At 46.4% G+C, this 16,811-nt stretch carries 8 protein-coding genes; 5 read left to right on the forward strand and 3 right to left on the reverse strand.

Going from position 1 to position 16,811, the window contains the following annotated elements; translation table 11 throughout:
- Positions 1 to 23: 23 nt before the first annotated feature.
- Positions 24 to 1,034, reverse strand: coding sequence for an adenosine kinase (locus tag HRU21_05035; GenBank protein ID NRA41658.1), 1,011 nt, complete (start codon positions 1,032 to 1,034; stop codon positions 24 to 26).
- Positions 1,035 to 1,105: 71 nt separating this feature from the next.
- On the opposite strand from HRU21_05035, the gene HRU21_05040 reads away from it, so the two are divergent.
- From HRU21_05040 to HRU21_05050, 3 genes are read left to right on the forward strand one after another with little or no spacing between them, the layout of a single operon-like run.
- Positions 1,106 to 3,373 carry a transglycosylase domain-containing protein gene (locus HRU21_05040; GenBank protein NRA41659.1) on the forward strand — a complete coding sequence of 756 codons (2,268 nt, stop codon included), beginning with the start codon at positions 1,106 to 1,108 and terminating at the stop codon, positions 3,371 to 3,373.
- On the forward strand, positions 3,361 to 3,819 hold the full coding sequence (locus HRU21_05045; protein ID NRA41660.1) for a hypothetical protein: 459 nt from the start codon (positions 3,361 to 3,363) through the stop codon (positions 3,817 to 3,819). Before HRU21_05040 ends, HRU21_05045 begins: the two co-directional genes overlap by 13 nt.
- A gap of 9 nt (positions 3,820 to 3,828) precedes the next feature.
- Positions 3,829 to 4,410, forward strand: coding sequence for a CoA pyrophosphatase (locus HRU21_05050; protein ID NRA41661.1), 582 nt, complete (start codon positions 3,829 to 3,831; stop codon positions 4,408 to 4,410).
- 8 nt (positions 4,411 to 4,418) lie between these two features.
- Here HRU21_05050 and HRU21_05055 read toward each other — a convergent pair whose 3' ends face one another.
- Positions 4,419 to 4,826: a biopolymer transporter ExbD gene (locus HRU21_05055; protein ID NRA41662.1), complete on the reverse strand. Its 408-nt coding sequence runs from the start codon at positions 4,824 to 4,826 to the stop codon at positions 4,419 to 4,421.
- Positions 4,827 to 5,038: 212 nt separating this feature from the next.
- Positions 5,039 to 7,234 (reverse strand): hypothetical protein, encoded by a 2,196-nt coding sequence (locus tag HRU21_05060; GenBank protein NRA41663.1) that lies wholly within the window; start codon positions 7,232 to 7,234, stop codon positions 5,039 to 5,041.
- Between the two features lie 331 nt (positions 7,235 to 7,565).
- On the opposite strand from HRU21_05060, the gene HRU21_05065 reads away from it, so the two are divergent.
- Together HRU21_05065 and HRU21_05070 are read left to right on the forward strand one after the other, a co-directional pair.
- Positions 7,566 to 11,069, forward strand: a complete 3,504-nt coding sequence (locus tag HRU21_05065) for an amino acid adenylation domain-containing protein (protein NRA41664.1) — start codon at positions 7,566 to 7,568, stop codon at positions 11,067 to 11,069.
- Positions 11,070 to 11,136: 67 nt separating this feature from the next.
- On the forward strand, positions 11,137 to 16,811 hold a 5,675-nt coding region (locus HRU21_05070), incomplete at its 3' end, for an amino acid adenylation domain-containing protein (protein NRA41665.1).

The raw sequence follows: 16,811 nt of genomic DNA on the forward strand, positions 1-16,811 counted from the left end.
TTGCTACGTACCGGTGAAAAGGCTTATGCCGTGGCCGGTGATTGAATCGTTGCCAAAGCCTCAAGGTAGCCCGCCTGGTCCAATCGAGGGCCAAATTGGCTCACTACCTGCGCCGACACATAGGATGCTAACTTACCGGCTGTGGCAAAGTCATAATCTTGGCTGATGGCATATAAAAAGGCACCAGCAAATGCGTCACCGGCACCGTTAGTATCAATCGCATCAACCGTGTAAGGATCAATCTGAATTAAGGACTGGCCATCAAATAATAAAGCCCCCTGCTTGCCAAGCGTAATGGCAAAGCATTTTGCCACCGTCTTTAACGCTGACACAGCATCTTCAAGCTTATCACTGTTGGCAAAGCCTTTTGCTTCTTCCTCGTTGCAGAAGAGTAAATCCACGCCATCACCTAGCATGGCTTTTAAACCGTCGCCAAAAAACTCAACCATGCCAGGATCCGACAAGCTTAAGGCAGTTTTCACACCATGCGACTCAGCGACTTCTCTGGCACGTATCGCAGCAGCGCGACAGTTATCAGAAGTTACTAAATAGCCTTCAATATAAACCCAAGCTGAATCTTTTATAGCCTCAGGGCTTAAGTTATCAATTGCTAAAGTTTCGCTAATGCCAAGATAGGTGTTCATACTACGCTCTGCATCTGCAGTAATCATCACTAAGCATTTACCGGTAATACCGTCCGCGGTTGAATGCGCTTTGCTGGCGGCAACCCCAGCTGCGTCTAGATCCGCCAAGTAAAAAGCGCCATTCTCATCATTGCCAACTTTACAGCTATAAAACGTTGAGGCACCTAAGTAGCTGGCTGCAATAATAGAATTAGCCGCCGAACCGCCTGAGGCGCGCTTCGAGGCAACAAGATGATTTTGCAGCAACTGCATCAGCTCATGCTGACGAGATTCGTCAACTAGCGTCATCACGCCCTTATCTATTGAGGCATCGAGTAAAAATTGATCTGAGACTTCAATTTCAGTATCGACTAATGCTGCACCTACGCCATAAATATCATACTTGGCCATATAAAATCACACTCAGTTTGCTTAAAATTTGCAGTCATTATCCTGACTCCAATAAATTTATCCAGTCATCAATGTTGAAAAATTTACCCAACCGCGCATGCTGCCTCAAGCTGTTGCTAACGCTATTTGTAGTTTGTCTATTTGCGCTGGCTTATCTGGATGCCTGGCTAATGGAAAAATTAGCGCAGAGTGAATACGCACAAGCATCAAAAGTCTATGCAAAAAGTGTGGAACTATATGACCGAAAAAACCTGAGCCGAGAAACAATCATTGAGCAGCTTAGACTGTCCGGCTATCGACAGGGCAAACACCCTCAACATGCTAGCTTCTGGTCAGATGGTGGACTACTGCATATATCTAATCCCCGCTTTTCATGGTGGGATGGTGAAAAACCCGCCCACCAAGGCACAGTCAGTTTCAATCCATCGGCAAGCGCAATTAAGCGGGTCCAGTCCAGTATTCAAAATGGCTATATACGTATTCTTCCTATTGAAATCGGCCGCTTGGATGCAGACTCGGCGACCGATCGCATTAAACTATCCTTTGAGCAAATTCCTAAACCTTTAATACAGGCTTTGCTTGCTACCGAGGATCGTGGCTTTTATCAGCATATCGGCGTCTCACCCAGCGCGATATTGCGGGCGCTGTATCAGAACCTTAAAGCAGGTCATGTCGTGCAGGGCGGCAGCACCATTACCCAGCAGTTAGCTAAGAATTATTTTTTGACTGATGGACAATTCTATTGGCGAAAAATCATCGAAGCGATAATGGCCTTGTTAATCGAAGTACGCCTGGATAAAGAGGCGATCCTAACAGCTTATGTCAATGAAGTATTTGTCGCACAAGATGGGCCTCGTGCCATCCATGGCTTTGGCTTAGCCAGTCAGTACCTGTTTGGTCAACCGATAAATCAGCTTAATCTCTCACAAGCCGCGCTATTAGTTGCGATGCTAAAAGGCCCCTCTCGCTACAACCCTGTGCGCAACCCAGAACTAGCCATACAACGACGTAATTTAGTGCTGCAATTAATGCAGCAACAAGGATTTATCACAGCTGATGCAGCACAGCTGGCGCAACAGCAAACACTGAAGCTTGCGAATTCTCAGCGCTTTCGTCAATCAGCACCTGCTTATTTAGATTTAGTGAAACGCCAGCTAAAACGTGACTACAGTCAAGAAGACTTATCTAGCCAGGGCTTAAGAATATTTACTCACTTAGATCCAATATGGCAACAACGCGCGCAAACTGCATTATCGAAAGCCGCTGCCAGACTCAACCAGCCAGACGCGGCCAGCGCCTCACCGCAAACGATTAATGGCGCAGTCGTCACTGTAGATTTTCACACAGGTGACGTGTTAGCTGTTGTCGGCGATAGCCAGCCAAGACGGGCGGGCTTTAACCGAGCTTTAGATGCGCGGCGCCAGATTGGCTCATTGATCAAACCTGCGGTCGTAGTACAAGCGCTACAACAGGGTATCAGTTTAAATCAGCTCATCGATGATTCACCGCTTACTATCGCCACGCCGTCAGGCCCTTGGCAGCCAGAAAATTTTGACCAGCGCTTTCACGGTCAAGTTAGCTTGTATCAAGCGTTGGCACAATCCTACAATGTGGCATTCGCTAGACTTGCGAATAAGCTTGGGGTCGCGGGTTTAGCTAAAACCCTACGAGCATTAGGCGTTCAAGGAACAATACCTGAGGTACCCGCGTTAAGCCTCGGCGCTGTCGACCTCAGCCCGATCGATGTTGCACAAATGTACGCCACTATTGCCAGTGATGGATTTTATACGCCACTAAAGTCAATCCATAGCGTGCGGAATAACGATGGCCAGGCGCTGCAGCGGGTGCGCCTAGACCTGCAACAACGATTCAAACCTAGCCTTATGTATCAAACCCAATTTGCTATGCAGGCGGTCATCCATGATGGCACCGCTAAGCGTGTACAACCCATGCTATCAACACGACAGCAATGGGCTGGAAAAACCGGAACCAGCTCGGCTCAGCGGGATAGTTGGTTTGCCGGCTTTAATCGCCAACGCCTCAGCGTGGTCTGGCTGGGCAACGACAGCAATCAAAGTTTAGCGCTGACCGGCAGCACAGGTGCATTACCCATTTGGGCGGAAATCATGCGCCATGATCGGCGTATCGATACAGCAAAACCTGCGCCCAAAGATATTCAGCATTACTGGATAGACCGGTCAAGCGGACTATTAAGCCGTCAAGACTGTGATGACGCTATTTACATGCCTATTTCGCGCGGAAACGAGCCAAAGCAGACGGTTAAGTGTACAATCAAAGGCAAAACAAAGAAAAATTGGTTCCTACAATGGTTTCTATAACAAAAAACAACATCCTTATTTTGATTATAAGCCTGCTAGCTATCTCGGCCTGTGCGCCACAAGCGCCCAAAGAAGAGCAAGACATCTATGCAGCATTACGCGATGACAACATCCAATATGCCGACGGCAGCAGTGATAGTAGCGCCGATGTTGGCATCAATGAAGCCAGCCCCGCTTTTGTTGACGAACAACTTGCCAGTATTCGCTTTAATTTCTTCAAACGCCGTTATGCTGAAGCAGCTGACCTTGCTGAAAACTTGGTGCGCATAGACCCTAGCATGGCTGAAGGCTATTATTGGCTGGCCCGCATCCGCCTTGATCAAAGCGACTATTACCAAGCCTACGAAATGTCGAGCAAGGGACTTACCGTGATCGACCCAAGTGATCAAGCATTGCTGCGTGAGTTAGAACGCATTCAGGGCATCTCACAAATGGGCAGTAATTAAGCAAGCCTCGTGATCTCTGCGGCGTTACAGCAGCAGTGCCAGCAGTGGCCAGCCGAAAAAAAATGGTACCGACCGATTTCACAACGAGCAGCGGTGTGTATTATTTTAGATCAACAGCCGGATGGTCTTCATATGCTGATGATTCAACGTGCTGAACACCCCAATGACCCATGGTCCGGGCAGATGGGATTTCCTGGCGGCAAACAAGATCTCGATGACGCCAATATTACGATAACCGCTTTACGTGAGGCATCGGAAGAGCTGAGTATTGCAGCAAAATCTATTCAGCGGGTTGGCCGTCTGAGTGATATTTTAGCCAGACCTTATCGAGCATTTAAACCCGCTATGACGGTTACGCCAATCATATTCGCTGCCAACGATCAGTTATCACCAAGCGCAAATCACGAAGTTCAAGATTGGCTCTGGTTACCGCTGGACTTTTTTCAAGATCAGCAAAATCGACAGGCTATGCAGATTGAAAAAGCAGGCTTATCGCATGAATTACCTTTTTATGAGTTTGCAAATAAACGCGTGTGGGGCTTATCGTTAATGATGATTGATGAGCTTTGCCATCTTCTGGCTAGCGAGTGACTAGTGATTTACTCACTGATAAGCAAGCTGATTTGCGCAATGCCCGCTTCTCGTGCCTGATCTGAAATCAAGGCGATGGTTCTATGCTTAGCCTTGGCATCTGCCCGAATAATAACCGATGCCTCGGGGTTTGAGGCCGATAATCGCTCCACGTTGGCCCGCACCGAACGTGCATCAATGCGCCTGCCATCAAGTTCAACCTGATTATTTGCAGTAATGGCGAACACTATATTTTGCACTGCATCTGGCGGCGGGGTTTGTTCTGACTCGGGCCTGGATAAGCCGTAGCCCGATTCTTTGACAAAACTGGCGGTGACCACAAAAAAAATCAACATGATAAACACCACATCAAGCATCGGTGTTAAATCAACCTTGCTATCCTCAGCGGCTTTTTGATGTCGATATAATTTTGTCATCTAACCACTATAACACAGGCTTTCTTAGCGCGCTAAGCCGTGATAAACATTGGCAACTTTCTGCAATCGGTAGATCAATGAACAGCCAAGCAATTGAGAAAGTCGCCCAGAACCTGATAGATTTCGGACTAAGTTTCTAATAGAGATACTATTAAAAGAGATGCTACTCAATGAGATACGAAAAGTTAGAGCAGCTCAAACCGATATTGATTTTAGGGTGCCACGACGCTGAGTAAAAAGCGTCGACGTTGCTTTAACTCACCATCATCTACCTGAACAATAACCGTGGCCTCGTTTAACAGCTGCTTAGCGGTATATTTTAACTTACCGCGTTTTGACAAGCTCACACCTTCTGGCGCGTGAATCAGTTTAAACTGTACTTTATCACCATCAGCATCACTGGCCTGCAGCTGGTAGCTCAGCCGCTCACCTAACAACAGCTGCTGATCGCTAATATTGTCGATATTAGGTGCGCGGTTAGCATTTGACACCTCAATGAAAAAGCTTTGCTCAACTTCATCAATACCGTCACTTACCGTCAGCGTCACTGCCTGCTTGCCCGACTGCTTATAGCCGGGCAACCAGCTCAAGCTGTCGCCATCTAGGCGCATGCCTGCAGGACCTTGCTGCAGCGTATATTGCAGGGTTTCTTTATCTGCATCGTCTGCACTCAGGGTGTACTCATAGGCTAAGGATTCGTGTGCTTGAGTAATCGGCGTCGAGGTAAAGCGTGGTAAGCGATTATTATTCAACACTTTTAACTGAAAGGCTTGCTCAGTACTCAGCTCGCCATCCGAGACACGCAAGACAACTGGGTAATCAGCCGCGCTAAAAAAATCGGGCTGCCAGCTTAAACGACCGTCATCAAAGCGCATGGCCTGCGGCTTTTCTATGATGGACAATTGCAGCACAGTTTGATCTTCAGGGTCAGGGTCACTGAACTGGATACTGTACTCGTATTGCTCACCTTCGAGCACCGAACTGACTGGCTGAGAAAATATTGGCGCACGGTTGGTATTAGCTACTGTAATCACAAAGGCTTGTTGCACACTGGCCTCACCATCCGATAAGGCCAGCTCAACTGAGTGCTCGCCAGCTTGAGAATAACTTGGCTGCCAGCGTAAACTTTTATCCTGCAACTGCATACCCTCAGGTGCCTGCGCAAGCGTTAAGCGAAGCGGTGTTTGGTCAGGGTCTGAAATGACAACTTGATAGTCGTAGAGCTCAGTCTCTTTTGCCGCAGTCGGCGCAGCTGAGTCAAAGTTTGGCAGTCGGTTGGTGTTAAGCACTTTAATACGCAGTGGCAAGGTAACAGAAATTTCTGCATCACTGGCCTGAACCACTACCTCATGCTCACCCGCTTGAGAAAAGTCAGGCAGCCAGCTGAGCTGGTTGCCATCAATGCTGAGCCCAACGGGCGCCTGCAGCAAGCTTAACTGCAAAGCATCTTTATCAGCATCGCTAACTAAAATATTAAGCCGCCAGATTTCGTTCTCCTGCGCAAGTAAGCTTTCACTGGCAGGCATCTGAAATACGGGCGGTCGATTAGCATTCATAACCTGAAGCTGAAAAGACTGCGGCACTGACGCTTTCCCGTCATTTAGCTCAAGCTCCACAGTATAACTACCCGCTTGCTCATAGCTCGGCTCAAACAGCAGCTCATCATTCTCAAGCTGCATCCCAGCAGGACCTTGCAGCAAACGATAGCTAAGCTTATCACCATCTTCGTCGTCCCCTCGTAGGCGATAGCGATACGTCTCTGCTTCAGCGATGGTCAAAAGGGGTGAGGAGCTAAACACCGGCAAACGATTCACATCTTGCACCATCAGCGTCATCGTCGTTGGCACTTTGTCTTCACCGTCATTAGCTACCACCGTAAAGGTATATTCGCCAGCCTGCTTGAAATTTGGGCTAAAAATCAGCATATCATCATCAATACGCATACCGCGTGGCGCAGACTTCAGTGAAAAGCCCAGCACTTGCTTATCTGGATCTTGAGCATTTAAACGATATTCAAATAACTGACCTTCAGCGACGCTGGGCAGGCTATTTGATTGCCATTGCGGTGCACGATTTTTATTTTTTACCACTAGAGGCAGAGTTTTTTGGCTTTGCTTAACTCCGTCACTGACCGCGACCACCACCATATAGTCGCCTGCATCTGAGTAATCCGTACTCCAACTGATCATGCCTGAGTCACCCAAGCTTAAGCCAGATGGGCCTTGCAATAGGCTAAATTTAAGCACAGGATTATTGTTATCTTTATCGCTGGCACTCAACTGCAGTTGCAAAGTATCGGTTTCTTCAATCTTTCCGAGTTTGCGTTGATCAATTTGCGGGGCGAACTGGTTTAGATTTTCCGCGCCGACTGGCAGCTCATCGGCTGCTAAAGCCGAATGTCCCTGCAAAGCACCACAGCAGCCCAAGCAGAATACAAATAAAGGTAGGTTAAGCTTTTTCATAACAACAAAAGGCGAATGAGAAGGAGACTAAATCTTTTATTTTTTATTGCAGCCACACTAACAGCAGGGCAACAAAATGTCCATTTGATAATCACAGATTCGATTTTACCTGAAGCTTACAAGCTAAACGGCAAGCTGCGTCGACAAACGAGTAAAGTGCTTGTTTTTGTTGTACTTTTCCAATAAAAACCCACTTTAAATCTAGCCACAGCTTTGATTCAGTCATAAAATGAATAATTGGCTAATATGAAGTATAAGAAATCGCCGTAGTAATCACATGGACACAGTAAGCTTGCTGCAACAATTGGCAGCAAAAGACATTCAGCTTTGGCTTGAAAATGGGCAGCTGCGTTTTTCTGCGCCCGAAGGGGCAATGACGGACACATTGCTGCAGCAAATTAAAGCCGAAAAACCGAATATCATAGAATTTTTGCAACAGGCCAGCGCTGCAGCCACGCCCGCGCTTGAAATTCCTGTTATTGCGCGGGGTATGCAGCTACCGCTTTCTTCGGCTCAACAGCGCCTTTGGTTCATTCATCAGCTTGAGCCTGACAGCGACGCTTATCATATTCATGGTGCGTTGATGTTAGAAGGCGAGCTGCAGATTGATAAGCTGCAACGCAGTATCGATGACCTAGTGCAGCGCCAAGAGAGCCTGCGCAGTCATATCCAGCTAGTGCAAGGACAACCGCAGATTGTGGTGCTTGAGCATCTACCGTTAAGCATTCAACATTATGACCAAGCAAGCCTCGAACAAACCGCTTTCTTGCAGCAACAGCTCTCCGAGCCTTTCGATTTACTGCAAGGGCCACTGATTCGCATTGCGCTGTTAAAACAGTCAGAGAATCGTCATATCCTGTCAGTTTGCATGCACCACATCATCAGTGACGGCTGGTCAATGGGCTTACTACTACAAGAGCTCATAAGCTTATACACAATGGGCGCACAAAGCTTGCATGAACTCGCGCTGCAGTATATTGATTATGCAGCCTGGCAACAAAGCGAGGCTTATCGCGACCAGGCAGCACGCGAAGCAGCATACTGGCAACAGCAGCTGGCTGACGTACCTATTTTAAGCCTTCCATTTGATAGCTATGATCAAGAAAATAATCAACATGAGCAACATGATGGAATTGTTAGCTTATCGATTAGCAGCCAACAATCCACCGCATTAGCACTGCTCGCTAAGCAACAGCAAGCCAGTCTGTTCATGGTTTTGATTAGCTTATATGCCAGTCTATTGCACAAACTGACTGGGCAGCTCGACTTCGCGATAGGCACACCTATCGCAGGCCGCAGCAATCCAGCACTTGAGCATATCATTGGCTGCTTTATCAATACTCAGGCTATACGCATTGAGCTCAGCCCTGAGGACAGTTTTATCAAGCTTCTGCATAGGCTAAAGCAAACTTGTTCTGACGCATTGAATCATCAGCAAATGCCGTTTGAGGAAATTGTTCGTGCACAGGGCCTGAAGCCACAAGCCGATATCAGCCCCATCTTTCAAACATTATTTGTTTTTCAAAATACGCCGCTTACCACTAGCCATGTTGAAGGCTTAAGCGCAACTCCGCTGCCAGCGTTAGAACAAGATGCACAGTTCCCTCTAGCGCTGCATGCCAGTGAAACTGAAGACGGTATTGCGCTTCAGTTTCGTTACCAAAACAGATATTTCCAAGCCTCAAGCGTTGATCGCTTGGCAGATTATTTCAGCCGTATCGTTGCGCAAGTAACTGAACAAGCAAGCACTACCGTTGGCCAACTGCGTTTAATCAATCAACAACAACAGGACTTTTGGCTGCGATCATATTCAAAGCAAAACCCAGCCATTGAAGAACAACCGCAAGGTTTCAATCAAACTGAAACAAGCTTCGCAGCTTTAGCAGCGGCATCAGATGCCGGGGCGGTAGTTGAACTGATTGAGCGCCAGATAGACTTAACACCTAACAATATTGCTATAAGCATAGATGATCAGCAGCTTAGCTATCGGCAACTCGAGCAGCAAGCTAATCAGCTGGCAAGATTGCTTAAGCATGAAGGTTTTGCTGGCAAGTTAATTGCCGTACACATGCCACGCTGTATAGAGTTATCGATCACGCTACTCGCCATCCATAAAGTTGGGGCTTGTTACCTACCCTTAGATATCGACTTACCAGCGTCGCGGCTAGCCTATATACTTGAAGATGCGGCAGCTTCTGTATTGATAAGTAAAGCTTTGTCACATCAAAGCGCTGACAATCGCTCGCAAATCAACACTGCATTGGCAGATTGCCCACTAGCGATTAGGCATTTCAGCTGGAGCGGCGATGAACATAGTCTCGACCAGCCATTGTCAGCACAAATTCAGCAACAGCAAACTGCTCGTCTAGATATTGCCGCACACTCACTCTTTGCAGTTATTTATACCTCAGGCTCNACCGGCACACCTAAGGGCGTAAAGATTACACAACAAGGCATACTCAATCGTCTGCTTTGGATGCAGTCTAGCTATCCGCTGAATGACTCAGACGTGGTCCTACAAAAAACACCGTATAGCTTTGATGTATCAATATGGGAATTATTTTGGCCATTATTAAGCGGCGCAAGATTGTGCTTTGCCAAACCTGACGGCCATAAAGACAGCCATTATTTATACACATTGATTCAACAACAGTCTGTCACTTGTTTGCACTTTGTCCCCTCGATGTTTGGCCAGTTCCTAGCCCTAGATGATTTAGAACAGCTGCTTAGCATCAAGCAGATTTTCACCTCGGGGGAAGCCTTACAGATAGAACAGCTCAAACAGTGGCAAAGTAAATTACCGCAATGCCAGCTAAGCAACCTATACGGACCAACTGAAGCCTCGATCGATGTCAGTGCATATGACTGCCAACGCGACAAAAGCTATCTCACAGTGCCGATTGGCAAACCTATTGCCAATACACAGCTTTACGTTTTAAACCAGCAGCTGCAACTGCAACCACCGGGTATTGCAGGCGAACTCTATATTGGCGGCGTTGGCCTAGCATCCGGCTATATAAATTTACCTGAGCAAACGGCCGCGGCGTTTATTGACAACCCTTTTGAGCAAAGCCAACAGGTTTCGCCAAAGCTATACAAAACCGGCGACTTAGTCAGATTAAATGCTGAGAACCAACTGGAGTACCTAGGCCGACTTGATCATCAAGTAAAACTCAGAGGTCTGCGCATCGAGCTTGGCGAAATTGAGCACGCCATTATTAGTCAAGCAGACTATCAAGAAGTCATCGTCAATGTAATCGATGAGGTTTTGGTTGCACATATATTGGTTAGCGATATCGAAGCAGCTAAGGCCAATGAGAAGCTGCTTAAGCAGGCACTTGCGAAATCTCTTCCCGCCTATATGCTGCCGCACCAGTTTAATTATCTACTACAATGGCCACTTACGCCTAACGGTAAAGTTAATCGGCGATCTCTGAAAAAACCAGTCATCGACAGACCAAAGCAGCAAATCATTGCACCCGAAAACGCAATTCAACAGGAGCTATTAAGTATCTGGCAAACCGTATTAGGCGTCGAAGCAATATCGATTGATGATAATTTCTTTGAGCTTGGTGGGCACTCGCTGAATGCGACACAGGCTTTCACGCTAACCCAAGAAAAGTTTGCCGTCAGCTTACCGCTGCGAGAAATATTTAATAACCCCACCATTACTGCCATTGCTGAAATGGTAGAGCAGCAACAGCTTGCCAATGCTGTATTTGCTGAGAGCAATAGCACAGACAGCAGCAACGATGACGAAATCGAGAGCTTTACTTTATAAACATGGCAGCGATTAATCCTTTATTCCAAGTTTTCAAAGCCAACTGCCATCACAAGGTTTCGTTGGCATGAGCCTCACTGAATTACTTAAACTGCTGCAACAGCATCAGATTCAAATCGGTCTCAACGGTGATGAATTAAAAGTTTCAGCGGCTAAAGGCGTGATGACGCCAGCTTTAATGCAGCTGTTAAAAGATAATAAAGCGCGCCTACTCAGCTGGGCCCGCGAACAGGCAGAACAAAACCACAGCGCCACAATACCTCGACTGGATAGAGATCAAGATTTCCCGCTGGGCTTAAATCAACAGCGTCTTTGGGCTATGCATAAGCTACACCCAGAGGCTGCAAGTTATAATATGCCGATGGCCGTTAAGCTAGACGGGCAATTATCGATCAACAAGCTTTCCGATGCGATACAAGCGCTGATCGATCGCCATGATGTATTTCGTGCGCGCATGTTTGAAAATGCTGAGGGCAATGTTAGGCAGCGGATATTAAGTCCTGGCGACCCTGACACAGATCTAACGCTTAATATAATCGAGTGTGAGGCTAGCGAGCTCACGCAGCATCTACAGCAATCAGCATTGCAACCGTTCCAGCTAAGCAAGCAAGCCTTGTTTCGTGCACAATTATTTAAAACCGCGGATCAGCAACATGCTCTGTTATTTAATATGCATCATATTATTGGTGACCGAGTATCGATTGAAAATCTACTTCAAGAGCTTGCCATGCTGTTTACTCAGCAGCAGGCTGAGTTGCAAAGCGATATATTTGAACCATTAGCGTTTGATTTTGCCGACTTCGCAGCTTGGCAAGAGGCCCTAGTAGCGCAAGGCAAACTTGAGCAACAGATTGATTTTTGGCAACAACAGCTTTCTGGCGCACCTGCCTTGCTGCAACTGCCGACGGATGCGGTTCGAAGTAAACAAACGCAATTTGCCAAAGCAAACACATATAATCTCAAGCTTCCAGAGGCTTTAGTAGAGCGCGCCAAGGCTTTAGCCATAAAGCAATCGCTTACCCCGTTCACACTTTTTTTCGCCGCACAGCAAATTTTATTCAATAAGCTGTCTCAGCAAAATGATATGGTAACTGGCTTACCGATTGCTGGCAGACATCATAATGGCACACAGAAGCTGATTGGTTATTTTGTTAACTCGCTAGCGATACGCAGTCGCTTTGAAAATAATCCTTCTGTGAGCGATTTTTTACAGCAGTGCAAAAGCAATATTCTTCAGGCATTTGAGCATCAAGACGCACCTCTTAATGACATCATTGAGCGCCTTAAACTCGGTCAATCAGATTTGCATAACGCACTGATTCAATATGGCTTTAACTTTATCTCACAGCAAGTTGATACCTCACAATTTGATCAACTGAAGCTGGGCGATGTTCGCATTAGCCCGATAGCGCTAGATGATTCAGAGGCTAAATTTGATCAGATCTGGAGCCTGACCGACCAAGCGTTTATTCATGCCAACAGTATGCAGCTATCGATTGAATACAATACTGCACTGTTTAAACAAGAAACCGTAAGCTGGTTTGCTGAGCTTTACACACATACATTGCAGCAGCTTTGCGAGGTTGACCTGCAGCAGCCGATTGGCAGTTTTGAAATTTTGCCGATAGCGTTCATGCCTGAACGCTTGCTGCTAGCCAACAACTTTGAGGCCATTACGCCACTATCACCCATGCAGCGTGACCTGTATGTAGACAGCCTGTTAGCTCCCGACTCAACTCGGAATATTATTGGCTATGTTCATCACACGCATCAGACAATAGAGCCTGAGCGGCTAGCATTATGCTTAGCGATTTTACCCCGCTATTTTAGCAGCTTGCGTTTACGCATTGTGCGCTCAGAACGTCTATTTCCGAGGGCAGCAGGCCTTGAGCCGGCTTATGGCTGTATTTTACCTATCGATGCTGCACCCGCTTTACCGCTTACGCAGCTATCACTCGACAGCCATTTAAACGCTGATGATGCTGCCGAGGCCTGTGTGAACATTTGTCGCCAGAGTTATCGGTTTACTGAGCAAAGTCTTGCCGAGCAGCCGCTAATGCAGCTCAGCTTAGTTGAACATCATGGCAAGCATAGCATATGCTTTAGCACGCACCATTGCGCATTAGATGGTGTCGGCATGCAGACCTTTGCGCAACAGCTATCGCACTGCTACAGCTTCTTTACACAACATGAGATTCACTCTATCGAGCACGCGCTTAAGGCCGATAGCGAGCTAAAATCTTTATTTATCAGCGACAGCTATCAAGCAGAGATTGAATATAAACGCCATCATATTGACCAAGCTCAGGGCATAGATTTTTGGCAAGATAAGGCGCAGAGTGTTGAAGCACTGCCTGACAGCTTTGGCGGCTTTAACATCGCCACGGATGAAGATTCGGCTGCATCCACTACAGAAAATCATTATCAATTTCTTAGCCTTAAATTAAATCGCCAACACAGTGAAGCGATTGAAAATTTTTGTGCCACACACAAACTTAGCCTTACCGATTATTTCAAGACNTGCTTTGCCTTATGCTTGGCAAGCCAGCATTTTCAACGCCAAGCGTTTTACTTTTTAGAAGCGGTGGCAGGTCGCTCGGGCGTCAGTAAAACCAGTCTTAACTGCCACTTCGAGCAGCGCCCTGTTGTGATAGACCCAAATCACAGCAATGTTGTTACCATGGCCAAAGCTATCCAAGCTGAGAAGCGGTCAATAGATAAGCAATTTGGCATCTCCAATCAGCAGCTACAAAAACTGTTTGCCCAGGCCGACACCAGCTATCAATTTAATTTCTATATCACCGAGCGACGCTTTAATTTCCATCAGCAAGCTGATGCCGAATTAATTATGGTGCCGTCGGTGATGGAGAACGCCGTTAACTTCATGACGATGAACTGCGGCACGGCATCGGCACAAGTGTTTGAAATGCAGCTTGGTTTTGCTGCATCAAAATTCGCCGGTGAAGACTTTTTAGCCCAGCTTGCTTATCTATCTGAGCAGATTTGCCAGCAGCAACAGCTAGAAATTTCGCAACTAAAAAATCTTATCTCGCCATCGTCGCGCCCGTTGCACCATTCAGAAACATCGTCTAACGAACAGCCCTTTGTGCCAATTATCAGCCAGATTATTGAGCAAAGTCGCCTAACACCCGATGCAACAGCAGTTATCCAGGGCAATCGAGAATTTAGCTACCGCGAATTAATGCATGCCATGCATGCTATCGCCGAGCAGATAAAAGACTGCGATGCGAAAAACGAGCATCAAAGCATTGCCGTGTGTTTGCCATCAGGGTTTGAATGTATCGCATCAATTCTTGCCGGATTGTATTTAGGTAAAAGCTATATTCCCATAGACATTGACTATCCTGCCGAGCGAATCGCCTATATTTTGCAAAGTGCAGAGCAGCCTTTACTGGTCTGTGAGCAAGACTTTACTAGTCAGCTAGAGGCCATGACTATGCCCTCTTTAGCTACGCTATTCGTCGAACCCGTGCTTGCAACAAGTATTCATGCAACGACTAAGCATGCCGATCAAAGTAATGGCGAGTTTACGCTATCGCAGCTNAAAGCTATTGAGACACAGGCAAGTAATCGGTTCTACACCATTTATACTTCAGGCTCAACGGGTAAACCGAAGGGTGCATCGGTTTCTCAGCAAAATGCTCAGCTGCTAGCCAATTGGTATCAGAGTCACTATCAGCTTTCGCCGCAGGACCGACTCTATATTATTTCAGCTATCGGTTTTGATTTAACCCAAAAGAATTTTTTTGCAGGTCTAATAGCCGGTGCTGGGCTTGTTTTCCCCGCAACGCAACAATACAACGAGCAAAAATTTTATAACGATATTGAGCAATATGCCGTTAGCATTATCAACTGTGCGCCCAGTGCTTTTTATCCTATTGCACAATATGCAGCAAGCTTTGATTATCTAGGTTTAAGCCGTCTACGCTATGTACTTCTCGGCGGTGAACGGATAAATATATCACTATTATTAGATTGGCTAAGGCATACAAATGCCAGCGCTCAACTAGTAAACATGTATGGACCCACGGAATGTACAGATATCAGCACAGCGTTCACTATAGAGCAGCCAGATGCCTTTACTGACCGGAATATACCAATTGGCTCGGCGCCTCATTATGTCGACACCCTTGTCGTTGACCCATGGCTGAGACCCGTTGCGCCAGGACAAATCGGGGAATTATTAATTGGCGGTCAAGCGGTTGGTCTAGGCTATCAAGATAACAACTTGAACGCACAATCGTTTATACAAAGTCCGAGTCTAGCTGAGTATATTAATTCTAAAAACCAACGCTTTTATCGCACTGGTGATTTAGTCTATCAAGACAGCAACGGCTTATTGTATTTTCATCGAAGAATTGATGATCAAGTTAAACTACGCGGCTTACGTATAGAGTTAGGTGAGATTGAGCAAGCGCTTAAAGCCATTGCCAATATCGAAGATAGCTTATGCCTCGTGCGCGACGAAAGCTTGCTGGCATATGTTATCAGTGCCACAAACAATATTGACAACATGTCTGCTGCCGATCAGCAGCAACAAGTTGCAGAATGGCGCCAACATTTAGCGAAACAGCTGCCTGATTATATGCTGCCAAGCCAGATCATCTTGCTCGACAGCTGGCCATTAACTGCCAATGGCAAGCTAGATAAATCAGCGCTACCTTCAGTTAAAGATATTAAACTGGTCATTACACCTGCTAGCAATCAAACCGAGCAGACTTTGATTGACCTTTGGCAATCTATTCTTGGGGTTGAGCCGATTGGCGTCAATAATAGCTTCTTTGATTTAGGCGGCCATTCCTTACTCGCGGCGCGCATTGTTAATACTCTTTCTGAGCAATTTGAGACCGAGATAAGTCTGCGCGATTTATTCGATAAGCCTACCATTGCGCAGCTAGCGGCTCATATTCAACAGCAGCAGGCTGGTGTCAATGCAAATACTCGCTTTAGCCTGCAACACAAACCCGAGGATGAAGAAAATAAACTCACGCCTGCCCAGCTAAGACTGTGGTTTCTTGACCAACTGCAGCCAAATAATAATCAATACAATATTCCATTTGCGCTGCGCATTCACGGGCCATTAAATCTTGCCGCTTTAGAAGACAGCTTTGATGCACTCATTGCAAAACACCATATACTTAAAAGTCGATTCAGTAAGCAACAAGCAACGGCAAAGCTCAGCTTTGACAACCATGTTAGCTTTGAATACCTAAACTGGCAGCACGACCAGGCTGGTTTAGTTACACATGCAGCTGAGTTTTTACTTAAGCCCTTTCAACTTGATCGAGAGCCACTGCTAAGATTTCAGCTCATTGATACAGATAAGCTTGAACATCATTCTTATACCTTACTGTTTGCCTTTCATCATATTATTGCAGACGGCTGGTCGATTGATATATTCATTAAAGATCTTATTGGCTTTTATCAGCACTATGCATTTGCTGCGGAAAAACCTAAGCCATTAGCTTATCAATTCCAAGACTATGCTTGGACTCTTACCTCGCAGCCATCGGACCATCAACAACTTGAATACTGGCAACAGCGTTTACAAAATAGCCAACTGACCGAGCTCCCTTTTCAGTTTACCAGGCCTGAGCATCTTGACAGTAACGGCAAACAGCTGGGGTTTGAGTTTGGTGAAGCCTTAACTGCTCGCTTAAAAGCGTTTGCACATGCTGAACAAACCAGTCTATACAACGTATTGCAGTCAGGCTTCTGCGT

The sequence above is a fragment of the Pseudomonadales bacterium genome (assembly GCA_013215025.1).
Taxonomy (GTDB): Bacteria; Pseudomonadota; Gammaproteobacteria; order Pseudomonadales; family DT-91; genus DT-91.

Coding starts and splice junctions, on each gene's coding strand:
- HRU21_05035 (NRA41658.1), bottom strand. CDS start 1,034: ATGGCCAAGTATGATATTTATGGCGTAGGTGCAGCATTAGTCGATACT.
- HRU21_05040 (NRA41659.1), top strand. CDS start 1,106: ATGTTGAAAAATTTACCCAACCGCGCATGCTGCCTCAAGCTGTTGCTA.
- HRU21_05045 (NRA41660.1), top strand. CDS start 3,361: ATGGTTTCTATAACAAAAAACAACATCCTTATTTTGATTATAAGCCTG.
- HRU21_05055 (NRA41662.1), bottom strand. CDS start 4,826: ATGACAAAATTATATCGACATCAAAAAGCCGCTGAGGATAGCAAGGTT.